At 47.4% G+C, this 26,148-nt stretch carries 25 protein-coding genes and 1 riboswitch; of the genes, 14 read left to right on the top strand and 11 right to left on the bottom strand.

Annotation, left to right across the window (positions count from 1 at the left end; translation table 11 throughout):
• Positions 1-10: 10 nt before the first annotated feature.
• From CLIN57ABFB40_RS01530 to CLIN57ABFB40_RS01520, 3 genes are all read left to right on the top strand, one after another.
• Positions 11-910, top strand: a complete 900-nt coding sequence (locus tag CLIN57ABFB40_RS01530) for a diaminopimelate dehydrogenase (RefSeq protein ID WP_175628591.1) — start codon at positions 11-13, stop codon at positions 908-910.
• 97 nt (positions 911-1,007) lie between these two features.
• Positions 1,008-3,026, top strand: coding sequence for a DUF3857 domain-containing protein (locus CLIN57ABFB40_RS01525; RefSeq protein WP_254871677.1), 2,019 nt, complete (start codon positions 1,008-1,010; stop codon positions 3,024-3,026).
• 63 nt (positions 3,027-3,089) lie between these two features.
• The gene (locus tag CLIN57ABFB40_RS01520; RefSeq protein ID WP_175628590.1) at positions 3,090-5,012 is read left to right on the top strand and encodes a transglutaminase domain-containing protein; all 1,923 of its coding nucleotides are present in this window, start codon (positions 3,090-3,092) and stop codon (positions 5,010-5,012) included.
• Between the two features lie 351 nt (positions 5,013-5,363).
• On the opposite strand, the gene CLIN57ABFB40_RS01515 is transcribed toward CLIN57ABFB40_RS01520, so the two are convergent.
• Entirely contained in the window at positions 5,364-5,552 is a 189-nt protein-coding gene (locus CLIN57ABFB40_RS01515; RefSeq protein ID WP_136014629.1) for a hypothetical protein, read from the bottom strand.
• Positions 5,553-5,879: 327 nt separating this feature from the next.
• Here CLIN57ABFB40_RS01515 and CLIN57ABFB40_RS01510 point away from each other — a divergent pair, with 327 nt between their 5' ends.
• Positions 5,880-8,333 carry a DUF3987 domain-containing protein gene (locus CLIN57ABFB40_RS01510; protein ID WP_175628589.1) on the top strand — a complete coding sequence of 818 codons (2,454 nt, stop codon included), beginning with the start codon at positions 5,880-5,882 and terminating at the stop codon, positions 8,331-8,333.
• 357 nt (positions 8,334-8,690) lie between these two features.
• On the opposite strand, the gene CLIN57ABFB40_RS01505 is transcribed toward CLIN57ABFB40_RS01510, so the two are convergent.
• Positions 8,691-8,927 carry a DUF4248 domain-containing protein gene (locus tag CLIN57ABFB40_RS01505; protein WP_175628588.1) on the bottom strand — a complete coding sequence of 79 codons (237 nt, stop codon included), beginning with the start codon at positions 8,925-8,927 and terminating at the stop codon, positions 8,691-8,693.
• A 259-nt stretch (positions 8,928-9,186) separates the two neighbouring features.
• On the opposite strand from CLIN57ABFB40_RS01505, the gene CLIN57ABFB40_RS01500 reads away from it, so the two are divergent.
• The 5 genes from CLIN57ABFB40_RS01500 to CLIN57ABFB40_RS01480 all read left to right on the top strand — a co-directional run bounded on the left by CLIN57ABFB40_RS01500 (position 9,187) and on the right by CLIN57ABFB40_RS01480 (position 11,064).
• Complete coding sequence (locus CLIN57ABFB40_RS01500; protein ID WP_022138896.1) at positions 9,187-9,678, top strand: HU family DNA-binding protein; 492 nt, start codon at positions 9,187-9,189, stop codon at positions 9,676-9,678.
• A 45-nt stretch (positions 9,679-9,723) separates the two neighbouring features.
• Positions 9,724-10,176 carry an N-acetylmuramoyl-L-alanine amidase gene (locus CLIN57ABFB40_RS01495; protein ID WP_175628587.1) on the top strand — a complete coding sequence of 151 codons (453 nt, stop codon included), beginning with the start codon at positions 9,724-9,726 and terminating at the stop codon, positions 10,174-10,176.
• A 44-nt stretch (positions 10,177-10,220) separates the two neighbouring features.
• The gene (locus CLIN57ABFB40_RS01490; protein ID WP_022138898.1) at positions 10,221-10,316 is read left to right on the top strand and encodes a smalltalk protein; all 96 of its coding nucleotides are present in this window, start codon (positions 10,221-10,223) and stop codon (positions 10,314-10,316) included.
• A 115-nt stretch (positions 10,317-10,431) separates the two neighbouring features.
• Complete coding sequence (locus tag CLIN57ABFB40_RS01485; RefSeq protein ID WP_175628586.1) at positions 10,432-10,644, top strand: hypothetical protein; 213 nt, start codon at positions 10,432-10,434, stop codon at positions 10,642-10,644.
• A gap of 165 nt (positions 10,645-10,809) precedes the next feature.
• Positions 10,810-11,064 (top strand): hypothetical protein, encoded by a 255-nt coding sequence (locus CLIN57ABFB40_RS01480; protein ID WP_175628585.1) that lies wholly within the window; start codon positions 10,810-10,812, stop codon positions 11,062-11,064.
• A 131-nt stretch (positions 11,065-11,195) separates the two neighbouring features.
• Here CLIN57ABFB40_RS01480 and CLIN57ABFB40_RS01475 read toward each other — a convergent pair whose 3' ends face one another.
• The gene (locus tag CLIN57ABFB40_RS01475; protein WP_175628584.1) at positions 11,196-11,852 is read right to left on the bottom strand and encodes a hypothetical protein; all 657 of its coding nucleotides are present in this window, start codon (positions 11,850-11,852) and stop codon (positions 11,196-11,198) included.
• Positions 11,853-12,230: 378 nt separating this feature from the next.
• A riboswitch (cobalamin riboswitch) is annotated at positions 12,231-12,418 on the top strand.
• Between the two features lie 129 nt (positions 12,419-12,547).
• On the opposite strand from CLIN57ABFB40_RS01475, the gene CLIN57ABFB40_RS01470 reads away from it, so the two are divergent.
• Entirely contained in the window at positions 12,548-14,941 is a 2,394-nt protein-coding gene (locus tag CLIN57ABFB40_RS01470) for an anaerobic ribonucleoside triphosphate reductase (RefSeq protein ID WP_175628583.1), read from the top strand.
• A gap of 120 nt (positions 14,942-15,061) precedes the next feature.
• Positions 15,062-15,550 (top strand): anaerobic ribonucleoside-triphosphate reductase activating protein, encoded by a 489-nt coding sequence (gene nrdG, locus CLIN57ABFB40_RS01465; RefSeq protein ID WP_175628582.1) that lies wholly within the window; start codon positions 15,062-15,064, stop codon positions 15,548-15,550.
• Between the two features lie 225 nt (positions 15,551-15,775).
• On the opposite strand, the gene rseP is transcribed toward nrdG, so the two are convergent.
• From rseP to tsaB, 7 genes are all read right to left on the bottom strand, one after another.
• A complete protein-coding gene (gene rseP / locus CLIN57ABFB40_RS01460; RefSeq protein ID WP_175628581.1) occupies positions 15,776-17,131 on the bottom strand; it encodes an RIP metalloprotease RseP in 1,356 nt (451 codons plus the stop codon).
• 45 nt (positions 17,132-17,176) lie between these two features.
• The gene (locus tag CLIN57ABFB40_RS01455) at positions 17,177-18,361 is read right to left on the bottom strand and encodes a 1-deoxy-D-xylulose-5-phosphate reductoisomerase (RefSeq protein ID WP_175628580.1); all 1,185 of its coding nucleotides are present in this window, start codon (positions 18,359-18,361) and stop codon (positions 17,177-17,179) included.
• Between the two features lie 2 nt (positions 18,362-18,363).
• Positions 18,364-19,224 (bottom strand): M23 family metallopeptidase, encoded by an 861-nt coding sequence (locus tag CLIN57ABFB40_RS01450; protein WP_175628579.1) that lies wholly within the window; start codon positions 19,222-19,224, stop codon positions 18,364-18,366.
• Between the two features lie 126 nt (positions 19,225-19,350).
• Positions 19,351-19,905 (bottom strand): ribosome maturation factor RimM, encoded by a 555-nt coding sequence (rimM, locus tag CLIN57ABFB40_RS01445; RefSeq protein ID WP_175628578.1) that lies wholly within the window; start codon positions 19,903-19,905, stop codon positions 19,351-19,353.
• Positions 19,902-21,206, bottom strand: coding sequence for a UDP-N-acetylglucosamine 1-carboxyvinyltransferase (gene murA / locus CLIN57ABFB40_RS01440; protein ID WP_175628577.1), 1,305 nt, complete (start codon positions 21,204-21,206; stop codon positions 19,902-19,904). Before murA ends, rimM begins: the two co-directional genes overlap by 4 nt.
• Positions 21,207-21,245: 39 nt before the next feature.
• Positions 21,246-21,857 carry a DUF4290 domain-containing protein gene (locus CLIN57ABFB40_RS01435; RefSeq protein ID WP_175630314.1) on the bottom strand — a complete coding sequence of 204 codons (612 nt, stop codon included), beginning with the start codon at positions 21,855-21,857 and terminating at the stop codon, positions 21,246-21,248.
• Between the two features lie 58 nt (positions 21,858-21,915).
• On the bottom strand, positions 21,916-22,605 hold the full coding sequence (tsaB, locus tag CLIN57ABFB40_RS01430) for a tRNA (adenosine(37)-N6)-threonylcarbamoyltransferase complex dimerization subunit type 1 TsaB (RefSeq protein WP_175628576.1): 690 nt from the start codon (positions 22,603-22,605) through the stop codon (positions 21,916-21,918).
• Positions 22,606-22,694: 89 nt separating this feature from the next.
• Here tsaB and CLIN57ABFB40_RS01425 point away from each other — a divergent pair, with 89 nt between their 5' ends.
• The 3 genes from CLIN57ABFB40_RS01425 (at position 22,695) to nadD (ending at position 24,817) form a co-directional block, all read left to right on the top strand.
• A complete protein-coding gene (locus CLIN57ABFB40_RS01425; protein ID WP_172503670.1) occupies positions 22,695-23,576 on the top strand; it encodes a YicC/YloC family endoribonuclease in 882 nt (293 codons plus the stop codon).
• 71 nt (positions 23,577-23,647) lie between these two features.
• The gene (gene gmk, locus CLIN57ABFB40_RS01420) at positions 23,648-24,214 is read left to right on the top strand and encodes a guanylate kinase (RefSeq protein WP_175628575.1); all 567 of its coding nucleotides are present in this window, start codon (positions 23,648-23,650) and stop codon (positions 24,212-24,214) included.
• 12 nt (positions 24,215-24,226) lie between these two features.
• Positions 24,227-24,817 carry a nicotinate (nicotinamide) nucleotide adenylyltransferase gene (gene nadD / locus CLIN57ABFB40_RS01415; RefSeq protein ID WP_175628574.1) on the top strand — a complete coding sequence of 197 codons (591 nt, stop codon included), beginning with the start codon at positions 24,227-24,229 and terminating at the stop codon, positions 24,815-24,817.
• Here the strand turns inward: nadD and CLIN57ABFB40_RS01410 are convergent.
• On the bottom strand, positions 24,814-26,103 hold the full coding sequence (locus CLIN57ABFB40_RS01410; protein ID WP_175628573.1) for an ATP-binding protein: 1,290 nt from the start codon (positions 26,101-26,103) through the stop codon (positions 24,814-24,816). The genes nadD and CLIN57ABFB40_RS01410 overlap by 4 nt on opposite strands.
• Between the last annotated feature and the right edge of the window lie 45 nt (positions 26,104-26,148).

The following is a 26,148-nucleotide window of genomic DNA, read 5'->3' as shown; positions in this document are numbered from 1 at the left end:
CAATAAAAGAATGAAAAAAGTAAGAGCCGCCATCGTCGGTTATGGCAACATTGGACACTACGTACTTGAAGCGCTACAAGCAGCGCCTGATTTCGAAATAGCCGGGGTAGTTCGTCGTGCAGGAGCAGAGAACAAACCGGAAGAACTGGCAAACTACGCAGTAGTAAAGGACATTAAAGAGCTGGAAGGCGTAGACGTGGCAATCCTTTGCACGCCCACCCGCAGCGTTGAGAAATATGCAAAAGAATATCTGGCTATGGGCATCAATACCGTAGACAGTTTCGATATTCACACCGGCATCGTCGACCTGCGCCGCACACTGGACGCAACCGCCAAAGAACACAAAGCCGTATCCATCATCTCCGCAGGCTGGGACCCGGGAAGTGACTCCATCGTGCGTACGATGCTCGAAGCGATTGCCCCGAAAGGTATCACCTACACCAACTTCGGCCCGGGCATGAGCATGGGACACACCGTAGCCGTGAAAGCCATCGACGGAGTGAAAGCCGCCCTTTCCATGACCATCCCCACCGGTACGGGAATCCACCGCCGTATGGTGTACATCGAACTGAAAGACGGATACAAGTTTGAAGAAGTGGCCGCCGCCATCAAGGCAGACCCTTACTTCGCGAACGACGAGACGCACGTGAAACTCGTCCCGAGCGTAGACGCGCTGCTCGACATGGGACACGGTGTAAATCTCACTCGCAAAGGCGTATCGGGAAAAACGCAGAACCAGTTGTTCGAATTTAATATGCGCATCAACAACCCCGCACTGACCGCACAGGTATTGGTATGCGTGGCACGCGCTTCGATGAAACAACAGCCGGGATGCTACACTATGGTGGAAGTTCCCGTCATCGACCTTCTTCCGGGCGACCGTGAAGAGTGGATTGGACACTTAGTATAATATTTTTCCATACGATAAATAAAAAAATAGAGAAAGGAGTACCACCTTTCTCTATTTTTTTTATCTTTGCGGGAATAGTACTAAAAAAACACTAACAATGGGAAAACTATTCATTCTCTGCGCATTACTATTCCAATTCCTGTCGCCCGTTTACTCGCAGCAAACAGCCACAGATGTCATCAACCCCAGTATGAAATACGGCAAACCCACCATGGAAGAGCTGAAGATGACCACCTACGCACCGGACACCGCCGCAACCGCCGTCGTACTGTACGCCAAAAACAACGCCCGCTACGACCTGCTGCACAATGACTTCCGGCTCGTATACACCTACGAGATAAAAATAAAGGTACTGAAATCCGAAGGCACATCCTATGCGGACATCATCATACCTTATTATTCGAAAGAAAAAGCAGGCGGCATCATGAAAGAAAACATCACCCAGCTCGACGCTTCCGCCTACAACCTCGAAGACGGCAAGATAGTACGCACCAAGATGAAGCGCGACCTCGTCTTCGAAGAAAGGCTCAACAAGAACTATATGCAGATAAAGTTCTCCATCCCCGCCGTCCGTGAGGGAACCGTATTCGAGTACAAATACCAGCTCAACTCCGACTTCTATTACAGCATCAACCACTGGGAAGCGCAGAAAAGCATCCCCGTCATCCACACGCAATATGACATCACCATCCCCGAATATTTCCTGTTCAACCTCGACATGAGAGGCACACATTCACTGAACATGAAAGACCAGTCGGAAAGCCTCTCCTACACGCTCCACTACCAAAACGGCCAAGTGGAACAGCTCCTCTGCAGCGGACGCCACCTAAGTTTTACCGGCAAGCAACTGCCTGCCCTCCGCCCCGACAAATACGTATGGTGCGCGGACGATTACATGAGCGGTGTCGGCTTCGAACTGCGTGGAATCAACTTCCCCGGCTCACTCTACAAATCGTTCACCAACACCTGGGAGACTATCGACAAGATGCTGCTCGAAGACGAGGACTTCGGCTCCCTGCTCAAAATGCGTAATCCCTACCGCGACGAAATGGCTGCACTGGCGCTCGACAAACTGACCGACAGGCAGGACAAGATTGCCGCCATCTACACCTTCCTCAAAAAGAAAATGTCATGGAACGGTCAATACGGACTTTACGGCAGCGAAGTGAGAAAAGCGATAAAGAACGGAACCGGCAGCAACGCGGACATCAACTTCGTACTCATGAGCATGCTGCGTGACGCGCAGATTCCCTGCTATCCGGCCGTGATGAGCCGCAAGACGTTGGGGATTCTTCCACTCTCGCACCCTTCCATCCAGAAACTGAACACGTTCGTAGTCGGCATAGCGGACACGGACAGCACTTTCGTATTCCTCGACGGCTCCGTCACCAACGGATATATGAACACGCTGCCACCTGTACTGATGGTAGACCGCGCCCGTCTCCTCAGCAAAGCGGACGGGGGCAACTGGATAGACCTCAGCCAACTCGGCAAGAACCAAATCCGCTCGTCCGTCAATGCGCAGATTCATCCCGACGGACGGATAACAGGAACCCGCCAGACCGGATACACCGGACAGCACGCCGCCAACTTCCGCAGAAACTATCACGCTGCCAAGGACAGCGCGGAGTTTATCAGCAAACTGGAAACGGAAGAAAACATCAAAGTGAAAACATTCTCAACCACAGACGTGAACGCTTTCTCTTCCATCGTAAAGGAGAGACTCGAATTTGAAAAACAAGCGAACGTGAACGACAATCTGATTTACATCAACCCGATGGTTTTCCTGCATGTCAGCAAATGCCCGTTCACCCAGGCCGAACGCCAACTGCCGCTGGAAATGCCTTATGCCGAACAAATCATTCAAGTGACCAACCTCACCATCCCCGAAGGATATACCGTCGACGAGCTGCCGGCTCCCTTGAATGCGTTTACGGAAGACAAACAGGGATTCTGCCGCTACCTCGTACATCAGAACGGCAACCAGCTTATCATCACCTACTCGTTCAGTTCCAACAAACTGATTTATCCCACCAGCGAATACAAGTTGGTGAAATCCTTCTGGGAACTGATTGCCGAGAAAAACAACGAGATATTAGTACTCAAGAAAATATAACCGACGTAGCCGGTGTAGCGCCGGAGCAAGCATAGCACTGACAATGCTCAATCTTTATATATTATGAAACATCCCAATCAATCCAACTCCATAAAGCACTTCATAAAGAAAGTATCCACCCTGTCTTATGTCGTTTTTTGCCTGAGCCTTCTGGCAACGCCCGTCCGCGCACAAGACACGATGAAGGATGCCAACTCCGTCGTCACGGACGCCCGGACAGAAATCCTCTGCAAGTCAATGACCCAATCCGTAGAAAAGGAAAGCCGGACTATCACCATACTCAACCGCAAAGGTCTGGAAGACGCCGCCTTCTATTGCGGATGCGACATGTTCCGTTCCTTACAGAAATTCTCCGGAGAAATCATCAACGCTTCGGGACAGACCGTACGCAAGATTAAGAAATCCGACCTTCAAAAGAGCGAATACAGCTCTTCGCTCACCACGGACGATTATTTCTATTATTACGAGTGCAACTACCCCTCTTTCCCCTTCACGGTGAAGTACGAATGGGAAATGAAATGCAACAACGGACTAATCGGCTACTCCACCTTCGTCCCGCAAACAAGCTTCAACCAAGGCGTAGAGAAAGCCGCCTACCGGATTGAACTTCCCGCCGGACAGGGATGCCGATACCGCGAACTGAACACGCAGGGAAAAGGAATCGAAGCGAAAGAATCCACCGGCCCCGAAGGCCAGCAAGTGATAGAAGTCACCGCACACCGACTGTCTCCCATCCTCAGGGAACCTTTCGGTCCAAGCTCCGCCGAATTATTCCCCCGCGTCTATTTCGCCCCTTCCGCTTTCAAGTACGACAAATCCGAAGGAGACTTGAGCACCTGGCAGAAATACGGAGAATGGCAGTACCAACTGCTCGACGGACGCGACCAGCTCACCGACCCTTTCCGCGCCAAACTGCACGAGCTGACCGCCCACTGTTCCACCGACCGGGAGAAAGTGAAAGCCGTCTACGACTATCTCGCCAAGACTACCCGCTACGTCAGTATCCAGTTAGGCATCGGCGGCTTGCAGCCTATCGCCGCCGCAGACGTCTGCCGCACGGGGTTCGGTGACTGCAAAGGCTTGTCCAACTACACCCGTGCCATGCTGAAAGAGCTGGGTATTCCCTCTACTTACACAGTCATCAGCACCACCAACGAACGGCTGCTCCCCGACTTTTCGAGCGCCAACCAGATGAACCATGTCATTCTACAAGTCCCGCTTCCGCAGGATACGCTCTGGCTGGAATGTACCAATCCGCAGCTTCCTTTCGGCTACGTCCATCAAGGCATTGCCGGACACGACGCCCTGTTGATAGAACCGGAAGGCGGCAGGATACACCGTCTGCCCACTTATCCCGATTCGCTGAACACGCAATGCATCGTCGCCGAAGTCACCCTCTCCCCCACGGCGGAAGCGAAAATATCGGTCAACGAGGTGTCCCGCCTGTTCCAATACGAAGACGAAGCGGGCATCGTTTACCTTCAACCCAACAAGCAGAAAGACCGCATCCGTGCGGACATCAACCTGTCTCAAGCAGATATCCTGAACCTGCAAATAAAAGAGTGCAAAGAGACAGCCCCGTCCATCACCTTCGACTATTCCGTCAACAGCAACCAATACGGACATAAGACGGGAAACCGCCTGTTTGTCCCCGCCAACATTTTCAGAAAAGGATTCAGCGTCCCTTCCGTCACGAAGCGCACGTATCCTATCCACATCAACTACGGCTATTCGGACACAGACAGCATCCGCATCCGTTTGCCGGAAGGATATGCCATCGAAGGGCTTCCGAAACCGATTGATGTGACGGGCAAATTCGGGAGTTTCCACTCCAGTGTCGAGGTGAAGGACAAGGAGATACATATCGTTCATCGTTTATTCATGCCGAAAGGGATTTATGCTCCTGATGAATACGAGGCATTCATCGGTTTCCGTAAACTGGTGGCAGGACAATATGGTGGCAAAATCATTCTAAAAAAGGAATAAGCGGAATAATTCAATTGTCTATCTGGCAGGGATGCTTTCTTCTTATGTCAGTTCCACATGGTATCACGGCAGTCGCAATCTGGCTGATTCTGTAACGAAGGGTAGGGACATAAAAAAAGGCTATCTATCCCAGACAGCCAATCTTTGTTAACCTTAAATCTAATACTATGAAAAACACAGTACAAAGATACGGACTTTCGGCATATCTCCAAATTTTCGGGGCGAAGCAAGATGATTTATAACACGGTTTAATAGAATACAGAGGTTCGTTAACATTTGAACGACTTAAACTCATAATCTGTATTTAAGTGGGTTACTGTTACTTTTCCCTGTTTCAGCAACTCCCAAAAGTCAATAGAATGTTCCACCAGAAATCGATACTAACAAATTATAACTTTCTTCCATCTCTCTGATTTCCTTTTTCTTTGCAGCCTTTTCTTCGGGCGTAAGCTTCTTGGTAAGAGATTCCAAAAGTTCTTTTCTAAATCTTTTAGCATCCTCACCTTTTATAGTAGGAGTATTTTGAATCGGACGTGCCATTATTTGATTATCAGTATATTTATCTTATTGATGCAACAAATATACACACATACAATCACACATACAAACAAAGCATCATTAAATCAACGATAAGCCATAGACGGAGCGGACCGTTCATAGGTTATGACATTGAGATTATCGTAGCAGAATAAAAATCCGTTGATACAACATCTACGCTTATTTTTAACATTTCAATCTTCCTTACATTGTTCCTACTTTTGTCCCCCGATTTAAGGAACCGACCATTCTATGCAAACTCGTGTTGCCACTACTATCTTCCTTTCTTTATCTCACAAACTACATCATAATAAATAAAAACAACGAATCATGGAAACAACCGACCCATCGTCGCAACCCCAAAGCAAGCAATTCTCTTTTTCTTTTTTCAACAACCTGTGGAGCAAAGAATCCACCATCATCACCCTGCACGAACTCTACCTGCAGGAAACAAGCCCCCTATGGAAACCCAAAACCGAATCGTACCGGAAACTGAAAGGCCGTCCCGACCGGGAAAACGAAGCCAAGATGACCAAAGACTCAATGCCCGTCGTCATCGTCGAAGGCATCTGCCGCCCTCATTGCAGCCACGCAGCTGCCAACCTGGAGAAGATGAGCAGCCTCGCCATGTACGACCTCGACCACTGCGGCCAACGGACACTCGAAATCAAGAACCTGCTCTGCCAACTGCCTTACGTGACCTACGCCCACAACAGCATCTCCGGCGAAGGGCTGAAAATCATCGTTTACCTTGATGTCAACACCCCCGAAGAGTATCCCCTCGCTTACGCCATCTGCCAGCAAACGCTGCAACGCATCGCCGGACATCCCTGCGACGAGCAATGCGCCCGCATCACCCAACCCTGTTCCTGCGTCTGGGACCCCAACGCTTACTACAACCCTGCTCCCGAACCGTACCCCTGGCGTGAAGAACTGGCTACCGACCCTTCTCTGGCACAACTCGTCCGCTCCCCCAAATATACATATGCCAACGGCAGCAGCACCCCTTACCCCACAGGTATCAACGGCAAGTTCTCTCCCATACCGCCCCTCACCGAAGCCTGCGGATATATCGAAGCCTTCGTCCACACCTTCTTCCAATATCACCCCTGGCAGAAAGGAAACCGGCACGAATCCATGCTCGCCTTGGGAAGAAGCGCACGACGTAAGGGATTTTCAAAAGAGGAACTTGAAAAATTAACATCTGTTATGGCAGTAGAAATTGTAGGAAACGGATATACCCTGAAAGAATTACAAAAAGATTTATTCACTGGATATCAATACATTGACTCATCATATGCCCCCAAAAACACCCCCAATTTACTGCCAACACTGCCAACTGCCAACTATGGGCAGAATTATCCGGAAAATACCACTGTCGATGAAGAAGAACTGTCAATAAAAGATGAAGAACTTCGCTCTTCATCACCCTGTATTCCGGCAGAGGTTTACCAGCATCTCCCCTCATTCCTGCAAAGAGCCCTCATAGCCGCCCGCACCGACCGCGAACGCGACATTCTGCTGCTGGGCATACTGGCGAACCTGAGCGGATGTATGCCCAACGTAACCGTAAGTTTCGACCAACGTTACTACAGCCCTCATATTTTTCTTCTCGTCATTGCTTCATCGGCTTCCGGAAAAGGACTTCTCACACTGGCAAGCAGGCTTCCCGAATCCATCAACAACTATCTGAAAGGAGAGAACAAAAAGAAAAAAGAAGCCTACGAACGCGAACTGGAGGCTTGGGAGAAAGCCAACCAGCCCGGCAAGAAAGGAGGAGCATCGCCTGCCGCCACCACTCCCCCTTCCATGCCCGAAAAACCCGAATACCTATATCTCTGCGGCGCCCCCAGCACATCCAAGAACCAGTTAATCAGGCGTCTGAAAACCAACGGCAAACTCGGGCTCATCATCAACGCCTCCGAACTTGATATGATATCCGGTGCCATGAGACAAAAGTGCGGACATCATGACGACGTGTTCCGCGCCGCCTTCCATCACGAACCCGTATCAACGGACTACAAGATAGACGACCAGATTATCTGTGCCGAAGACCCGCATCTGGCTCTCTCGTTCACCGGCACCCCCAACCAGCTTGCTTTCTTCATCCCTTCTTTGGGCAACGGACTGTACAGCCGCTTCGTCATACTCACCGCCGAATCACGCTGGAAGTACCGTTCCGCCGCGCCCATCAAAGGCAAGGAAGACTACGACACCTTCTTCAAAAAACTCAGCGGTGAAGTGCTCGAAATGTTCTTATTCCTGCAACAGTCGCCTACGGAAGTCACCTTGAGCGACAGCCAATGGGAAGAGCATACCTCCTACTTCTCCCAACTTCTGGACGAAGTAGCCTGCGAAAAGGCCGATGCTCCCGGGTCTATCGTGCTTCGTGCCGCATTAATCGTGGTGCGTATAGCCAGTATCCTCACCGCCCTGCGCAAGTGTGAAGGAACTTTGCAGATGAAAGAGTATATCTGCTCGGATGAGGATTTCCATGCGGCAATGGGCATTGTGAAGACCACCACCAGCCACAGTCTGCTGCTCTCTTCTTCACTGCCGGGAGATGAGGTGAAATCCAAACCGTTGAAATCTTACTTCCGCATAGGGCCTGTAATCAATCAGATTAGTAAGAAATTTACGTACAAAGAATTCATCGACAAGGCACAGAAAATTGGCATCAGCGAAAGAAGCGCATGTAGATATCTAAAACATGCAATAGACAATCAATATATTGATAAACAAGACAATAAGTATGTGCGTATCAAAAAAATCACTGACAAGTAAGCCCATAGTTGGCAGTTGTCAGTAGTGGCAGTAAAACGGATAGGTAAAAACAGTATTTAATATGTACGTTTTTGTAGTATAAAGACGTACCTGCCGAACAGAAACCAAGTACTTGACCCGCAGCGGACAAGTAGTAGAACCAACGAAGTGAAGTACAACAACCGGACAAACCAAGTACAGACTCAAGCCCAAAGATGTACTGAAAGAAGAAGGGAGAAGTACTTCATTTTTTATCGTAAGTTCGATATCACTTCGTCCGCATGGTTTTCCTTCCTTCGGGAAGAGGGATGTCCGAAGGACAGGGTGGTAGGATAAACAAGCTTATATCGAACGGACGTTTTTTTATCGCCTTTTTCCTCAAGGCTCTCCCAGATAGCGGACTATCTGCTCCACCTCTTGGCGCAGAAAGCGATGCCGCCGCGAATTGTATCCGATATCGCGCAGCGCCTGCACCAACTGTCCGCACCCGTTAATCCACCGTGTCAGCGTCTTCATCGCCGTTTCTTGCGAACGTCCGGGACAGTAGAGCAACGCCAGCTCGACTTTATCATACGCTCTCAATTCAAATTTTTTCTCTTCTTTCGTTGTGTTCATTATTGTTATTTATTAGTATTATATAATGCTATAAAGATAGTAAGAATCCGCCAATTTGTCAAATAATAGAACCTCTATTTTCTTATAGATACAGACATTAAAAGACATTATCCGACAATAACAGACAATGCCGGACACCTACGGACAAATACCGACATCCCCCATCCCCGTTGCCGTACCTTCGTAGTGTCATAAGCAAGGAACCACTTATGAGCCTCGAAGACAATTAATAATTAACGATTAAAAATTAAAGGATTTTATGGCAAAAGTATTTTCATTCACCAGCGTGCTTCGTAAAAACATGCTGGACAAGGAAAAGCCGGATATGTATTACGCCCTGACAAAGTCGAGCGGCGAGATAGATATCGACGAGATGGCGGAACGCATCCAGCGTTCGAGTACCGTGAACTGGGCGGACGTGCTCTGCGTGCTGCGTGCGCTTCAGACGGAAATGATAGAGAGTTTCAAGAAAGCGGAAATCGTTCGCCTGGGTGGCCTCGGTTCGTTCTATGTCACGCTGCGCAGTTCGGGCGCACTCATCCCGAAAGACGTGAAAGAAGGACTGATTAAAGGCGCCCGTGTCCGTTTCCGTCCCGGTAAGGAAATCAAGAATGCGCTGAAAACGCTGGAATACAGCAAATACAAACCCGAAAACAGCGACGGAGACAAGAGCGACCCTGAAAAACCGGGTGGAAATCCCGACCCGAATCCGGGTGGTGATGACGGCGAGACCCCGGATCCGGCAGCATAACCGACCGGCAGGTAACAAGGTAACGAACACTCAACAAGCCCCATTATGAGAAAGATTGACTTAATCGTGATTCACTGTTCCGCCACACGCGCCGACCGTTCGCTCACCCCGGACGACCTCGATTTACAACACCGCCGCCGTGGCTTCAACGGGACAGGATACCACTATTATATCCGCAAGGACGGGACGGTTCATCTCACCCGTCCGATTGACCGCATCGGCGCACATGTCCGCGGATGGAATGCTCACTCAATAGGTATCTGTTATGAAGGCGGACTGGACTGCCTGGGACGCCCGGCAGACACACGGACACCGGCACAATGTTCCTCACTATGGCAATTGGTGAACCGGTTGAGAGAGAAGTTTCCCGACTCCCGGGTGTGCGGACACCGCGACCTATCGCCGGACCGCAACGGAAACGGAGAGATTGAACCGGAAGAGTGGATTAAGGCGTGCCCGTGCTTTGAGGTGAAAGATGAATTTTCAGGAAAGAAGTAATCAACCATTTAACGTATCGGAAAGGAGGTGTAAAAATTATGGCAATGAAAAAAGGACTTTGGGACATGATTCTGAAAGTAGTCATCGCGGTGGCTTCGGCAGTAGCAGGCGTTTTGGGCGCTAATGCGATGAATCTGTAAAAAGTAGATATGTAACAGATTAATAAAAGTAATATTCTCACCGTGTGGATATGCGCGCTATCCTTAATGGTGGGAATATTATTGGTTTATTTCAAATTCAAATATTATTAACTATATGAATAAAAGACTTCTTTTAGCGTTTGTTCTTTTGGTAAGTATTAATCTCGGCAGCATGGCACAATTACTGCCCATAAAGAACGTTCCCAGTCCGGAAATTGCGGGTCTGGGCGAATTGAAGTGCACTCCAGAAGTTAGACAAATAAACGCTTATGATATATTTGAACCTATTAAAAATAAGTTAGATGATGTCTTTTGGAAAAATTGGTAAATACCTAACGTGTATACAAAACTTGTTGTATATTTTATGTTTCATAAAAATACTGTTCTCATTGTTTTTCTATGAATATGAGCCTTCTTTTATGAAGGATATAGCTTTTACTTTACCATTATTATTAGCACTGATTATAATACCTATCATAAAAAAGAAGATAAAATGAAAGATTTTAAATTTAGATATTATTTATGTTATTATTCCTACCTGTGCTTTTTCTATAGTTTTTGGGGATATTTTTTAATATTAATTATTTTGCATCTTTTTGGCATGGAAATGAATGCGTATTTGGGTTACATATTCTTTCTGCTATTTGGATTATGGGCAGGCAGTGCTACGGCTTTGTCTGCAACTAGTTATATGAAAAAAATATATCGTGAGGAATTAGAGAAAAAGCAAAATTCTAAAGATTCTTAGCGTCCTAATATTCTAAATAATCTACCCTGATATAAGTTGACTAATCATCAATTTATATCAGGGTAATTTTTTTTATTTCCAGCAAATCAACCTACTCGAAATACATATCCAATTGCATACACAGCAGAAATTCATGATTTCCCAAATTTCTCTTCAATCTCCTTGAGATACTCTTCTTTCTTCTTCTTGAATTTCTCCGAAAGCGGATTGTAATGGCAGATAGATACATGATTCAAACGGATTTCATCCGTCTTCTGATTCTTCAGTTCCAGTTGTTCCTCTTCAGAAACACGACGAACATGAGTGCCCTTGAATAAATGATACTTTGACGTGTTTCTTAGCTCATGGACAAACTTCTTCTTTATGCGCCGAATCACTTGCATTTCTCTCCACGAATAAGGTTTATTTCTTCCTTCATTCACGAAATAACAGTTCAACTTGTTTTCCAACTCACGCAAACAGCACAAACGGGAAGAAACACTAAAAGGATTTTCAGCCGGAAGCTCCAATCTGAAGAATTCCACCCGTCCCCAAAATACAAGGTCACCCTTTGCAAACTTGCAAAAAAAGCAAGGACGGGACAAATCACCCTGAAGCAAAGAAGACAATGACTTTATAATCCGCGTGAGAATCTCCTGTTCCACACACGAATAAGGTTGTTCCACCTGACGGAAGAAATGTCCATAAGTACTTGCCAGCATTTCTTCTACATTTGACAAACGGCGCAAGCGCGACCCTTTACTAAGGGAACGTCCGCTCAACGGACAAACGACGTAGTCTTTTTTCATAATAAACATATTAAAATTAAGTTGCACAGTAATTTATTTATCTATATTAAAACTCGAAAGCCGTGTTGGGAAGATATGTATTTGCCCCTATTCCGTAACATTGGTTGCAATACATAAAAAAAGAGTGTTAATGATTGATTCTTTTTCCACTTTTGTATAGAAGATAAGAAAATAATTTCCGACTTTTGCAGTTGACATAAGAGGAAAGCGTATCGGTTCATGTCTGATTTAGAGAAAAGAAACAGACGAAAAACAAACACTTCACAAGTTAAATTCAAAAAAAAGTTTTCCAAAATGGAAAACTTTCTGTATCAGCAAGAAAGAAAAGTTTCCCGAAATTTAATGTTAAAAGCTAACCGGGGTATTGGATTATCTTCTATCTTTGTACCCGTTTTCGGAGCTAAAAAGAGGTTTAGTCAATGAGGGAACGCTGTGCAAATCGGCGACAGTACCCGCTGCTGTAATTCTCTGTGAATCCGCACACTATGCCACTGCACCGATAGGTGTGGGAAGGCGCTGCGAGGGAGGGATAAGTCAGAAGACCTGCCGGAAAGAATTGAAAATTGAGAATTGAGAATTAAAAAATTAAAGACTGGCTATACTAAACGCCTGCATGATTATTGGATTCTCTTTCTTCATTTTTCAATTTTTAATTTTCAATTATTAATTTATTAAAGCTTTCGGGAGTTAAAGTTATGAACTACGCGGAAATTTGTATCATCAAACGTGATGGTAAAAGAGAAGATTTCTCTATCAGTAAGATTAAGAATGCAATCAGCAAGGCATTCAGTGCAACGGGGATTCAGGATGAACAGCAGTTGGTGGCTGACATCACGATGAATGTAATCAGCCAATTTGCCACTCCTACGATTACCGTAGAGGAGATTCAGGATTTAGTGGAAAAGGCATTGATGAAGGTTCGGCCGGAAGTAGCGAAGAAGTATATCATCTATCGCGAATGGCGGAATACGGAACGGGACAAGAAAACCCAGATGAAGCACGTGATGGACGGTATCGTTGCCATCGACAAGAACGACGTCAACCTGAGCAACGCCAACATGAGCAGTCACACCCCTGCCGGACAAATGATGACTTTTGCATCTGAAGTGACCAAAGATTATACTTATAAATATCTGTTGCCGAAACGTTTTGCCGAAGCGCACCAGTTGGGCGACATTCATATCCATGACTTGGATTATTATCCGACCAAGACGACGACTTGCATCCAGTATGACATGGACGACCTCTTTGAACGCGGCTTCCGCACAAAGAACGGCAGCATCCGTACCCCGCAAAGTATCCAGAGCTACGCAACGTTGGCGACTATCATTTTCCAGACTAACCAGAACGAGCAGCACGGCGGACAAGCGATTCCTGCTTTCGACTTCTTCATGGCGAAAGGGGTGGCTAAATCTTTCCGTAAGCACCTAGCTTCGTTCATCAATTTCTATGTGGCGATGGAGAACGGCAATCAGGCGGACGAGAAGGCAATCCGCACGTTGATTGAGGAGTATCTGCCGTCTATCAAGTCTACCGAGGCGGAACGCGAAACGCTGCGCATCGCTTTGATAGCCCTGCAAATCATTATAGATAAGGAACACTTGGCACGCATCACGGAGAAGGCATACCAGCAGACCCGCAAGGATACACACCAGGCAATGGAAGGATTTATCCATAACCTGAACACGATGCACTCACGCGGCGGTAACCAGGTGGTGTTCAGTTCTATCAATTACGGTACGGATACTTCTGCCGAAGGTCGGATGGTGATTGAGGAATTGCTGAAAGCTACCATCGAGGGCTTGGGCACACGGGGCGAGGTTCCTGTATTCCCGATTCAGATTTTCAAGGTGAAGGACGGGGTGTCTTACTCGAAAAAGGACTTTGAGAAAGCAATGAAAGCGGAGAATATAGAGGACGCGATGAAAGACCGTTACGAAGCTCCGAACTTTGACTTGTTGCTGAAGGCTTGCCAGACTACCGCAAAGGCGTTGTTCCCGAACTTCATGTTCCTCGATACGCCTTTCAACACGAACGAGAAATGGAAAGCGGACGACCCGAAACGTTACATCTACGAATTGGCGACAATGGGTTGCCGCACACGTGTGTTTGAAAATGTGGCGGGAGAAAAATCGTCTTTAGGACGCGGCAATCTTTCTTTCACCACGCTGAACATGCCGAGACTGGCTATCGAAGCCCGTATCAAGGCGGAGAACCTGATAGAGGACGAACGCAACACGGATGCTATCGAGCAGAAAGCGAAAGAGATTTTCATCGAATCCGTACACAATATGGCTGCTTTGGTAGCCGACCAGCTTTACGAACGTTACCAATACCAGCGCACGGCACTGGCACGTCAGTTCCCGTTCATGATGGCAAACAACGTGTGGAAAGGCGGTGCCGAACTGAATCCGAACGAACAGGTAGGAGATGTATTGCGCAGCGGTACGTTGGGTATCGGTTTTATCGGCGGACACAATGCGATGGTGGCTCTTTACGGTAAAGGGCACGGTCACAGCCAGAAGGCATGGGACACGCTGTATGAAGCCGTGATGGAAATGAACAAGGTAGTGGACGAATACAAGGAGAAATATAACTTGAATTATTCGGTACTGGCTACTCCTGCCGAGGGACTTTCTGGACGTTTCACGAAGATGGACCGCCGGAAATATGGAAAAATCCCCGGAGTGACAGACCGTGATTATTATGTAAACTCATTCCACGTAGACGTGAAAGAGCCTATCAGCATCGTCGAGAAAATCAAGCGTGAAGCTCCTTTCCACGCCATCACCCGTGGCGGACATATCACGTATGTGGAACTGGACGGAGAAGCGCAGAAGAATGTGCGTGCCATCGCCAAAATCGTGAAAGTGATGCATGACGAGGGAATCGGCTACGGCTCTATCAACCATCCGGTAGATACTTGCCACAACTGCGGTTACAAAGGGGTGATTTTCGACAAATGCCCTGTCTGCCAAAGTGAAAACATTCTCCGTATGCGCCGCATCACCGGTTATCTGACGGGCGACCTGAGCTCTTGGAACTCTGCCAAACGGGCGGAAGAAAAAGACCGCGTGAAGCACTTGTAGAAGTTGAGAGTGGAGAAGGGAGAGTTGAGAGTTAAGGTAGAATCAGAGATGATGGTATCCTATTTCGAGTTTCAACTCTTCCTTCTCTTTTTTATTTATAGTTTCTTATTCTAATTTGCAATGACAACTCTCAATCCTCAACTCTCAACTCTCAACTTATTAGGGACTTATCCCGAAACAATAGTGGACGGTGCAGGCATTCGGTATTCTATTTACCTTGCCGGATGCTCTCATCATTGCCACGGTTGCCACAACCCAGAAAGTTGGAATCCGAAGGCAGGGGAACCGTTGACGGAAGAGAAGGTTTCATCTATCATCAGAGAGATTCAGGCGAATCCGTTGCTGGACGGGGTGACTTTCTCCGGTGGGGACCCTTTTTTTCATCCGGAAGCGTTCCTGTTGCTTGCCAAGCGTGTGAAAGAAGAGACGGGGATGAACGTGTGGTGCTACACCGGTTATACGTATGAGGAGATTCAGGCGGAACCGCAGTTGAAGGCTATTCTTCCTTACATTGACGTGTTGGTGGACGGACGTTTCGAGCAGTCGCTCTTTTCTCCTTACCTGGAATTTCGTGGTAGCAGCAATCAGCGGATTCTGAAATTAAAGTAATTCCGAAGTTGAGGTAATAGCATCTTACAAATTCAGACAAACTGAATTGAAAATAAGAAAGGCACGGATTTCACGGTTCTCAGTTATTAAATTAGCTAAAACCGTGAAATTCGTGCCTAAACCTACTAAAGTTTCGCAAGTACGCTGCATAGCTTCTTGAAAGGAGGGGAAACCATGCGGGATATACCGACTTGCGAAACTTGAATAAACCTATTTTCTAGAAGGCTAGAAGAAGAATCTCAATATATCATTGAAGTTTGCCCAAATCAATAGACCGAAAAGTAAAACCATACCAGTCATCTGGGCGTATTCCATGAATTTGTCGCTCGGTTTGCGACGGGCTATCATCTCGTAGAAGAGGAAGAGCACATGGCCGCCGTCCAAGGCAGGAATAGGCAGAATGTTCATGAAAGCCAGGATAATGGAAAGGAAGGCTGTCATGTACCAGAACTGATGCCAGTCCCACGTTGCGGGGAAGATGCTTCCGATAGTTCCGAAGCCGCCCAGTTGCTTGGCTCCTTCTTTGGAGAAGAGATATTTCATATTGCCGACGTAGCCTTTCAAAGTCTTCACGCCAAGGGAAACACCTGCGGGAAAGGATTCGAGGAAAGCATATTCTTTTTTCACCATCGGGAACAGGCGGTCTGTGACGAAACAGGGGGCTACACCCATCATGTAGGCGGAGTCGACACGCATAGTCAAGGTGTCCGTTGCGCCGCCACGTACATAAGTAAGGGTGATGAGACGAGGGTCGATGCTGTCTTTGAGCATAGTTGCTTCGTTTTTCTTACGTTCCGCCATCGTTTGCTTGAAGTCGGAGAAAGAAATCGGTGTTCCGTTCAAGGCGATGATGCTGTCTCCCGGCAGGATGCCAGCTTGTGCGGCAGGAGAGTTTACCATTACGCTGTCTACAACATACGGGAAACGGTAGGACGCGAAGCGGACGCTGTCTGCCAACAGGCGTTGCATCAGGTCTTCGGGAATATAGACAGAGGCTTTCGCACCGTTGCGGAGCACGCTTACTTCACGGGCATCGGCAATCTGGCTCAACATATCACCGTCATAACGTTCGAAGGGAGCACCATCGGCAGAGAGCAGTATGTCACCGTCCTGGAAGCCGACTGCCTTGGCTGTCTCGTTGAAGTCCATACCAAGCGGGGCTTCCTGTACCTTTATATATTGGTCGCCCCAGGCGAACAGAATCATCGAGTAGATGAACAGCGCCAACAGGAAGTTGAACAGTACGCCGCCTACCATGATTAGCAGACGTTGCCACGCCGGTTTGGCGCGAAACTCCCAGGGTTGTTCGGGCTGTTTCATCTGTTCGGTATCCATCGACTCGTCAATCATACCGGCTATCTTTACGTAGCCGCCTAGTGGCAGCCAGCCTACGGCATATTCTGTATCACTTTTCTTCGGTTTGAACTTAAATAGAGTGAACCAAGGGTCAAAGAATAAGCAGAATTTTTCTACGCGTACCTTAAACAAACGGGCAAAGAGAAAATGCCCGCCTTCATGAATGATGACGAGCAGCGAAAGGCTCATTATCAATTGCAGGGCACGAATCAAAAATGTTTCCATGTTTATTATTTACTATTTTACTATTTACAAATTACTAATCATTGCTCAGAGACTTTGCCGACTCACCAGTTCGGAAGCGATTCTCCGTGCTTCTGCGTCGGTGGCTACATAGTCGTCGTATGTGGGGTTGGCTATAAACATAGCTTGTTCCATTGTCTTTTCTATCACGTGGCTCATGCCGAGGAAGCTGATGCCGTCTTTGAGGAAAGAGGCTACCACCACTTCGTTGGCGGCATTGACGATGCAGGGCATATTGCCGCCTCTGTACATGGCTTCATAAGCCAGGGCGAGGTTGCGGAACCGCTCCGTATCGGGCTGTTCGAACGTCAGGCTGGTGCACTTGGCAAAATCGAGACGGTCGAAAGTGGAACTGATACGGTCGGGATAAGAGAAAGCGTACTGGATGGGCAGACGCATATCGGGCATGCCCAACTGTGCTTTCACCGCACCATCCTCAAACTGCACCATCGAGTGAATGACGGATTGCGGATGCACCACTACTTCAATCTGGCTGGGCTGGACGCCAAACAGCCATTTGGCTTCTATCACCTCAAAGCCTTTGTTCATCATGGATGCGGAGTCGATGGTTATCTTCGCTCCCATCTCCCAGTTGGGATGCTTCAAGGCTTGCGTCTTGGTCACGGACTTGAGTTGCTCCAACGTGCAAGTACGGAAAGGACCGCCCGAAGCGGTAAGTATTACTTTCTCTATCGGATTGCCTACCTCTCCTGCCAAACACTGGAATACGGCAGAATGTTCGGAATCTACCGGCAGAATCGGTGTGCGGTATTGCTGTGCCAACTGATTTATCAGTTCACCGGCCACGACCAGCGTTTCTTTGTTTGCCAGCGCAATGGCTTTCCGGGCACGGATGGCGTTGATGGTCGGTTTCAGTCCGGCATAGCCTACCATGGCCGTCAGTACCATGTCGATAGGTGCGGCTTCTACAATCTGACAGATGGCATCGGTTCCTGCGTACACTTTGATGGGCAGGTCGCTCAATGCTTCTTTCAGTTCGGGATACTTTGCTTCGTTGGCTATCACGACTACTTCCGGTTGGAACTTCCGTGCCTGGGCAATGAGAAGTTCAACGCGGTTGTTGGCTGTCAGCGCATAGGCTTCGTACAGGTCGGGATGTTCCTCAATGACCTGCAATGCCTGTGTGCCGATAGAGCCTGTAGAGCCTAAGATGGCTATTTGTTTCTTCTTTTTATTCGTTTCTATATTCATTATCAAAATACGATATATTTCTCCGGATTCACCGGATGACCTTTGTACCAAAGTTCGAAATGCAGGTGCGGTCCTGTGCTGAGGGTTCCGCTGTTGCCTACCAAGGCGATGGCTTCGCCACCTTTCACACGGTCGCCTTCTTTCTTGAGCAGGGAGCCGCAATGCTTGTAGATTGAAATCAAGTCCAGATTATGCTGAACTCCAATCAAATAACCGGTTTCGGCGGTATATGTGCTTAGGATGACGGTTCCGTCCATCGTAGCCAGCACACTTTCGTTGGGGTTGGCGGCAATGTCGGTGCCGAAATGTTTCTTTTCTGCGTTGAAGTGTCCGGAAATCATTCCACGGGTGGGACGGTAAAGGATGAGTCCCGTTACGTCCGGTTGGGAAGTGATGGATGTCAGGTTGTATTTCTCGCTTTCTTCGTACTGGCGGCGGAATTCTTCTTCGCGTTTGGTGCGTTCCATCAAAGTATCCTCGCGGACAGCGGTCAGCGAGTCGAGCGTCTGCACGCTATCAATGGAGACCTTGCCGCTGAAGATGTCCTGAATGTTCATTATGTAGAGGTTCTGCCGGTTGAGAACCGCTTGCAGAGAGTCTACACGCAGGGCGTTGCCTACAATTTGGGAACGGACTTCACTGTTCATGTAGCCCGGAAGGTAGTTGCGTAAAGGAGTGAAGGCGATGATGCAGGCAGCAATCAGGAAAAGCACCGCCAACACGCTGAGCAACACCGAAAGGCCATTGAGCTTGGATACACGAAGCCCCACAATCTCTTCAAGTGTATTCTCGTTGACAATCGTCAGTTTATACTTGAACTTGAAATTTTTCCAGAAAGCTTTACTTCGTCTTTTCTTCGGCATCTCGGGTTATAAAAAAATTAAAAATTAAAATTAAAGACTTGTGCTGTTTCCAGACACGGATTACACGGATTTCACGGTTTTGGTCAATCAAGATTCGCAAGGGAACCGCGTCATCCGTACCTGATTTTATCCGGAAGTCGTGTCATCCGCTTCCAATTCGTCCAGGTTCAACAGCCCTTCGGGAAGTTCCACGGTGATGAGTTTCCGCTCCTGGTCTATTCCCAGGATAAACTCTTCTTGAGCGGGAACCAACAGTTCTTCGCCGTCTTCCTGTTCGACTACGAAGAGGGTGTTGACGGTGGTTGTATCTACGTCCACCACTTCGCCCAAGGAGCCGTGGTGAATGTCTTCCATGCGGAAACCGATAAAGAAATTCCAGGATAATTCGCCGTCTTCGGCTTCTTCGGCGTGCGCCACGGGGAAATAAACCTCTATGTTGGTGAACATACGGGCACGCTCGGCAGTATCTATCCCTTCCAGTTTCACCAAGGCGGTGGAGTCGGAACGGAAACGGTATTCTTCGATGAAGAAAGGCACGAAGATGCCATCGAGCAGACAGACAAGATAATCACAATCCACACGGTCGAAGATGTCGTCCGTAAAGGTGAACTGCAATTCGCCGTGGATGCCGTGCGGCTTGTTGAATAATCCTATTTTATATACTTCTTCTTTCTTTATCATATGCGGGTGATTCGGGCTCCGATGGCGTTCAGACGTCCTTCGATGTCTTGATAGCCACGGTCTATTTGTTCAATGTTACTAATGGTGCTGGTTCCTTCGGCGCTCATTGCGGCAATCAGAAGGGCGATACCGGCACGAATATCGGGAGACGTCAGGCGTGCGCCACGCAGCTTGAAGCCGTGATTGTGACCGATGACTACGGCACGGTGAGGGTCGCAGAGGATGATTTGCGCACCCATATCTATGAGTTTGTCGACGAAGAACAGGCGGCTTTCGAACATTTTCTGATGGATGAGCACGCTCCCTTTGGCTTGTGTGGCTACTACGAGCATCACACTCAGCAAGTCGGGGGTCAACCCCGGCCAGGTGGCGTCCGCTATGGTCATAATGGAGCCGTCGATAAAGGATTCTATTTCGTAGGTTTCCTGTGCGGGAACGTAGATATCGTCTCCCCTTTGTTCGAGCTTGATGCCCAGACGGCGGAAACTTTCGGGGATGATGCCAAGGTTTTCATAAGAAACATTCTTAATGGTTATCTCGCTCTTTGTCATGGCTGCCATGCCGATAAAGCTGCCGACTTCAATCATGTCGGGCAATACGGTGTGCTGCGTGCCGTGCAATGCTTCTACTCCTTCGATGGTGAGCAGGTTGGACGCAATGCCGCTGATTTTCGCTCCCATACGGTTGAGAAGGCGGCAGAGCTGCTGCACGTAAGGTTCGCAGGCAGCGTTGTAGATGGTGGTGGTGCCTTTGGCAAGCACGGCTGCCATCACGATATTGGCGGTTCCGGTGACGGATGCTTCGTCCAGCAACATGTAGTTGCCTTGGAGCCTGCCGGCGGTAATTTCATAGAATCCCCGCTCTTCGTCATAGCGGAAATCTGCGCCCAGAGCTTGGATGCCGACGAAGTGGGTGTCCAGTCGGCGACGGCCTATCTTGTCTCCCCCCGGTTTGGAAATCAGCGCTTTGCCGAAACGTGCCACCATCGGTCCGATAAGCATCACGGAACCGCGCAGGCTGGAACATTTCTTCAGGAATTCATCGCTTTCGAGATAAGCGAGGTCTACATTTTCGGCTTTAAAGCTATAAGAATCAATGCCTTTCTTTGCAACGGTAACGCCCATCTCACGCAGGAGCTGGATGAGGTTGTTGACATCCAAAATGTCAGGTATATTGTTCACCGTCACCTCCTCAGCGGTCAGCAACGTGGCACAGATTATCTGCAAAACTTCGTTTTTGGCACCTTGCGGATGAATCTCCCCGCAGAGCCGATGTCCCCCTTCTATTACAAATGAAGCCATTGTTCAAGTATTAAGTTTCAAGTAGTAAGAACTGATTTTTTAATATCTTCTCTTATTGTTCTGACGATTGTTGGTGTAGTTCGTCTTCGGACGATAGTTCTGATTGAGACGCTCTGCCATCAGGCGGATGATGTCATCAGTCATCTGAAGCTTGCCGCCGGATAGTTCGTAGAGGTCTTCGGCAATCTTCTTATCGTCCACCGTATCTTTATTCCAAGCCATATAGTCCTTCTTCATGTGGTTGCAGATGAGGGCTATGAGGTTTCTCCTTTCGTTTCCTTCGGGGAATTCGATGGCTTTCTTTATCAGAACTTCCAGCGTATGTCCATAGTGGCGGTAACGCATACGGGCAGTGCAGTAAGGAATAGGTTCCGGGCGGGTCACCAGATTATCTTTACGGATAATTTCGTAAGGATAGTCGATGTCCAGTTCGAAGCCGGACATGATGGCGAGGTGGTCCCAGAGCTTGTGCTTGAAGTCGGGCACGTCGCGTAGGTGGGGAAACATGTTTCCCATGATGTTGATGATGGTATTGGCACAACGCTGACGCTCTGCACGGTCTTCGATAGTCAACGCATAATCGACCATGTTCTGGATGCTGCGCCCGTATTCGGGAAGCGGCATTCTTTTTTGTTGAGTATTATATTGCATATCTTTTATGGATAATTCTACAATGGATGATGGATAATTCTTCATATATGGACGAGACTTATAAAAGTTTCTTCGGCATGGAAGCAACGAATTCTTTCAGGTAGAAAGGTTCGAAATAAGCTACGTCTTTATAATCTTCGTTGGCTATTGCCTTTTCTGCGAGCGGGAACATCATTTTCGCCAGCGGGTGGATGTCGTCGATGAAATGCGCGTTGGGATGCGTTATCTTTTCGCGGCATTTGGCAGCTCCGTTGCCGTAGAAGTAGACTGGTTGGCGGTCGAGATATTCCAGGTAGGAAGTTTCGTCCACAATATCGGCGGCAATGGCACGCTTCACGTTCAGTCCGCGGTCGTAGATGGCAGCGTAGACTTCCATGCGGCGGGCATCAATCATCGGGCAGAGCAACGCGTCTTCGGGCAGGTCGTGATACAACAGCACGGGAACGCTCAATACTTCGAGCGTCGGTATTCCTATCAAAGGAACATTACGTCCGTAACAAACTCCTTTCGCCATCGAAACTCCTATCCGAAGCCCTGTGTAAGAACCTGGCCCGCAACTCACGGCAACCGCATCCAACGGAATAGCATGACTGTCAATGAACGACAACGCTTCATCTACAAATACTCCCAAAGACACGGCGTGTGAAGGGCCTTTCAAGTCTTCTTTCACAAAAATCGTCTGTCCGTCTTGACTCACCGCTACCGAGCAAACAGAGGTAGAGGTTTCAATATTCAGTGTACACGACATAAAAATCATCTTATTAAATTGTCGCAAATTTACATGATTATTTCTAATTCTTAAAATATTCGTGTACTTTTGCACAAAACTTTAAGGATATGATACAGTCTATGACAGGATACGGTAAAGCTACGGCCGAACTTCCTGATAAAAAAATAAATGTAGAAATCAAGTCGCTCAACAGCAAAGCGATGGACTTGTCCACCCGTATTGCTCCGGCTTACCGTGAAAAAGAGATTGAAATCCGCAACGAGATTTCTAAAGTGCTGGAACGTGGGAAGGTGGATTTCAGCCTGTGGATTGAGAAGAAAGAGGGTGCGGACGCTATCCCCGTCAATAAGGCTATTCTTGAAAATTACTACCTTCAACTGGATTCAATCTGCAACGAACTGGGTATTCCTCGTCCGGAACCGGGAGACTGGCTTCAAGTATTACTCCGCATGCCGGACGTGATGTCGAAAACGGAAATTCAGGAACTTTCGGAAGAGGAATGGAATACGGTTCATGCCACTGTGCTCGAAGCGGTAGGTCATCTGGTAGATTTCCGCAAACAGGAAGGTGCCGCACTGGAAAAGAAATTCCGCGAGAAGATTGAGAATATCCACAGCTTGCTCGAAAAAATCACTCCGTACGAGAAGGAACGTGTGGAAAAGGTGAAAGAGCGTATTACGGATGCCCTCGAAAAGACTTTGAGCGTGGATTACGACAAGAACCGCCTGGAACAGGAATTGATTTATTACATCGAGAAACTGGACGTGAACGAGGAGAAGCAACGTTTGGGAAATCATCTGAAATATTTTATCAGTACGATGGAAAGTGGTAACGGACAGGGCAAGAAACTCGGATTTATCGCTCAGGAGATGGGACGTGAAATCAATACGCTGGGCAGCAAGTCCAATCACGCAGAGATGCAGAAAATCGTCGTTCAGATGAAGGATGAGTTGGAACAGATTAAGGAACAGGTGTTGAACGTCATGTAATTCAAATTCCGAACGTAATTTAAATTTTGAGTGTAATTCAAATCTTGAATGTAATTTAAATCATTTCACCAATGACAGGCAAATTAATTATTTTCTCTGCTCCGTCAGGGTCGGGCAAGTCTACTATCATCAATTATCTGCTGACGCAGAATTTGAATCTTGCATTTTCTATTTCTGCCACCAGTCGCCCGCCACGGGGCACAGAACAACATGGGGTCGAATATTTCTTCCTCACGCCTGAAGAGTTTCGATGCCGCATAGAGAATAATGAGTTTCTCGAATATGAAGAAGTATATAAAGACCGCTATTACGGCACGCTGAAAGCGCAAGTGGAGAAGCAACTGGAAGCGGGACAGAATGTGGTATTCGACGTTGATGTGGTAGGCGGATGCAACATCAAGAAGTTTTATGGCGACCGGGCTTTGTCGGTGTTCATACAACCGCCTTCGGTAGAGGAATTGCGTTGCCGGTTGGAAGGTCGCGGAACGGATGCGCCCGAAGTGATTGAAAGCCGCATTGCGAAAGCAGAGTATGAATTAGGTTTTGCTCCGCAGTTTGATCGTGTCATCGTAAATGATAATTTGGAGATAGCTAAGATGGAAGCATTAAAGGTTATCAAAGAGTTCTTGGAAAAATAACAAAGTAGAGGGATGGCGGAAAAAGTCAGCAAACCAAAAACAGGAATATTCAGCGGGTCATTCAATCCGATTCATATCGGACATCTCGCTTTAGCCAATTATCTTTGTGAATATGAGGGATTGGACGAAATTTGGTTTATGGTCAGCCCGCAAAATCCTTTAAAAACACAGGCTGAGCTATGGAGTGACGAACTTCGCCTTCAATTGGTCGGGTTATCTATCGGTGATTATCCTCGCTTCCAAGTTTCGGATTTTGAGTGTCATCTGCCACGTCCTTCTTACAGTGTACATACATTAGAGAAGTTGCGCGAAGCGTATCCCGAACGCGAGTTTCATTTTATTATCGGTTCGGATAATTGGGCACGCTTCGACCGTTGGTATCAGTCGGAGCGTATCATCAAGGAGAATCAAATTATCATTTATCCCCGTCCGGGCTTTCCCGTGGATGAAAAGGAATTGCCGGAAACGGTTCGTCTCGTTCACTCCCCTGTGTTCGAAATCAGTTCTACGTTTATCCGTGAGGCCTTGGACACTGGAAAAGATATTCGATATTTTCTGCATCCGAAGGTTTGGGAAGTAATCAAAAGCTTAAGAAACACTTAAAGTACATATCCGACGGAATACAACGGGTAATTTGTCATCCAATCCTGTTCCCGATAATCGGACATAGAAAATCGAACGCCATGCAGTGCTGTATTCTTTTCAATAAAAGAACGCAGACTTTTTGACTGCAAATTCTCCTCAGCTTTTACTTCGACCGGAATTATCCGAATTTCCTTTTGCAGGAGAAAATCCAATTCTCCCCTGGAAGTATCCGAAGACCAATAATATATATTCAATCCTTTTATAGACTTCAATTGTTGCAATACATATTGCTCGGTTATCGCTCCTTTATAGTCAGTAAATAAGACATTTCCCTCTAGTAAAGCCTGTGGCGGCAGTCCACTCATCGCCCCCATCAGTCCGGTATCCAGCAGAAACAATTTAAAAGCTGAAAAGTCTTCATAAGCGGACAAAGGAATCCCGCCTTTCTTCACCCGGTTTACCTTATAAATAAGTCCTGCATCCATCAACCACTCTATAGCCAGTTCAAAATCTTTAGCTCTTGCTCCTTCTTTCACCATTCCATAGATAAACTTACGATTCTCTTTCGCCAACTGCGCCGGCACCGAACGCCACACCATACGAATACGAGGTACTTCGGCAATTGGTGCATGCTTGGAGAAGTCACGGTCATAAGAGTCCAAAATATTTTGTTGTAACCGACGTACTTCCGCGTAGTCTTTGTGCTCTATAAAAGCATTCACTACCTCGGGCATTCCACCTATAAAATAATATTGCTTTAGAAAATCAATGAACTTAGAGCGAAAAGCAGATATCAACTTCCAGTCTTGTTTTACAAGTAAGCGGGCAAAAGACTCCTGCCCTGCAGCTTCCAAAAACTCGGAAAAAGAAAGCGGATACAAATCTATAAAATCAACCTTTCCCACCGGAAAAGAGTCATTCTTGTGCATAGCAATACCCAGCAAAGAACCTGCCGCAACCACATGATATTGTGGCGCCTTCTCCTGAAAATATTTCAAAGCTGTCAGTCCGCGCGATGCCTCTTGAAGTTCATCAAAGATAATTAATGTATCAGTATCCACTACTACTCCGGTGACCAACTGTATAGCCATCAGAATTCGTTCAATATCAAAATCCTTCTGAAAAACGTCCTTCATCACTTCGTTATCTTCGAAGTTGATATAAGCAAACTGTTTATATGAAGTTGCAGCAAATTCCTTCATCAACCATGTTTTCCCCACCTGGCGTGCACCACGAATTATCAAAGGCTTTCTCGAAGCCTTTGATTTCCAGTCATACAACTGCTGCATTGCATCTCTTCTCATTCTTCTTTTCTTTTATTATCAACTACTTACGAGATACAAATATAA

It is taken from the genome of Bacteroides acidifaciens, assembly GCF_903181435.1.
Classification (GTDB): Bacteria; Bacteroidota; Bacteroidia; order Bacteroidales; family Bacteroidaceae; genus Bacteroides.
This window is presented reverse-complemented; position numbering and strand designations above follow the sequence as displayed.

Excerpts from the sequence above, each read along its gene's own strand:
- CLIN57ABFB40_RS01530 (WP_175628591.1), top strand. The coding sequence starts at position 11 with ATGAAAAAAGTAAGAGCCGCCATCGTCGGTTATGGCAACATTGGACAC.
- CLIN57ABFB40_RS01525 (WP_254871677.1), top strand. The coding sequence starts at position 1,008 with ATGGGAAAACTATTCATTCTCTGCGCATTACTATTCCAATTCCTGTCG.
- CLIN57ABFB40_RS01520 (WP_175628590.1), top strand. The coding sequence starts at position 3,090 with ATGAAACATCCCAATCAATCCAACTCCATAAAGCACTTCATAAAGAAA.
- CLIN57ABFB40_RS01515 (WP_136014629.1), bottom strand. The coding sequence starts at position 5,552 with ATGGCACGTCCGATTCAAAATACTCCTACTATAAAAGGTGAGGATGCT.
- CLIN57ABFB40_RS01510 (WP_175628589.1), top strand. The coding sequence starts at position 5,880 with ATGGAAACAACCGACCCATCGTCGCAACCCCAAAGCAAGCAATTCTCT.
- CLIN57ABFB40_RS01505 (WP_175628588.1), bottom strand. The coding sequence starts at position 8,927 with ATGAACACAACGAAAGAAGAGAAAAAATTTGAATTGAGAGCGTATGAT.
- CLIN57ABFB40_RS01500 (WP_022138896.1), top strand. The coding sequence starts at position 9,187 with ATGGCAAAAGTATTTTCATTCACCAGCGTGCTTCGTAAAAACATGCTG.
- CLIN57ABFB40_RS01495 (WP_175628587.1), top strand. The coding sequence starts at position 9,724 with ATGAGAAAGATTGACTTAATCGTGATTCACTGTTCCGCCACACGCGCC.
- CLIN57ABFB40_RS01490 (WP_022138898.1), top strand. The coding sequence starts at position 10,221 with ATGAAAAAAGGACTTTGGGACATGATTCTGAAAGTAGTCATCGCGGTG.
- CLIN57ABFB40_RS01485 (WP_175628586.1), top strand. The coding sequence starts at position 10,432 with ATGAATAAAAGACTTCTTTTAGCGTTTGTTCTTTTGGTAAGTATTAAT.
- CLIN57ABFB40_RS01480 (WP_175628585.1), top strand. The coding sequence starts at position 10,810 with ATGAAAGATTTTAAATTTAGATATTATTTATGTTATTATTCCTACCTG.
- CLIN57ABFB40_RS01475 (WP_175628584.1), bottom strand. The coding sequence starts at position 11,852 with ATGAAAAAAGACTACGTCGTTTGTCCGTTGAGCGGACGTTCCCTTAGT.
- CLIN57ABFB40_RS01470 (WP_175628583.1), top strand. The coding sequence starts at position 12,548 with ATGAACTACGCGGAAATTTGTATCATCAAACGTGATGGTAAAAGAGAA.
- nrdG (WP_175628582.1), top strand. The coding sequence starts at position 15,062 with ATGACAACTCTCAATCCTCAACTCTCAACTCTCAACTTATTAGGGACT.
- rseP (WP_175628581.1), bottom strand. The coding sequence starts at position 17,131 with ATGGAAACATTTTTGATTCGTGCCCTGCAATTGATAATGAGCCTTTCG.
- CLIN57ABFB40_RS01455 (WP_175628580.1), bottom strand. The coding sequence starts at position 18,361 with ATGAATATAGAAACGAATAAAAAGAAGAAACAAATAGCCATCTTAGGC.
- CLIN57ABFB40_RS01450 (WP_175628579.1), bottom strand. The coding sequence starts at position 19,224 with ATGCCGAAGAAAAGACGAAGTAAAGCTTTCTGGAAAAATTTCAAGTTC.
- rimM (WP_175628578.1), bottom strand. The coding sequence starts at position 19,905 with ATGATAAAGAAAGAAGAAGTATATAAAATAGGATTATTCAACAAGCCG.
- murA (WP_175628577.1), bottom strand. The coding sequence starts at position 21,206 with ATGGCTTCATTTGTAATAGAAGGGGGACATCGGCTCTGCGGGGAGATT.
- CLIN57ABFB40_RS01435 (WP_175630314.1), bottom strand. The coding sequence starts at position 21,857 with ATGCAATATAATACTCAACAAAAAAGAATGCCGCTTCCCGAATACGGG.
- tsaB (WP_175628576.1), bottom strand. The coding sequence starts at position 22,605 with ATGTCGTGTACACTGAATATTGAAACCTCTACCTCTGTTTGCTCGGTA.
- CLIN57ABFB40_RS01425 (WP_172503670.1), top strand. The coding sequence starts at position 22,695 with ATGATACAGTCTATGACAGGATACGGTAAAGCTACGGCCGAACTTCCT.
- gmk (WP_175628575.1), top strand. The coding sequence starts at position 23,648 with ATGACAGGCAAATTAATTATTTTCTCTGCTCCGTCAGGGTCGGGCAAG.
- nadD (WP_175628574.1), top strand. The coding sequence starts at position 24,227 with ATGGCGGAAAAAGTCAGCAAACCAAAAACAGGAATATTCAGCGGGTCA.
- CLIN57ABFB40_RS01410 (WP_175628573.1), bottom strand. The coding sequence starts at position 26,103 with ATGAGAAGAGATGCAATGCAGCAGTTGTATGACTGGAAATCAAAGGCT.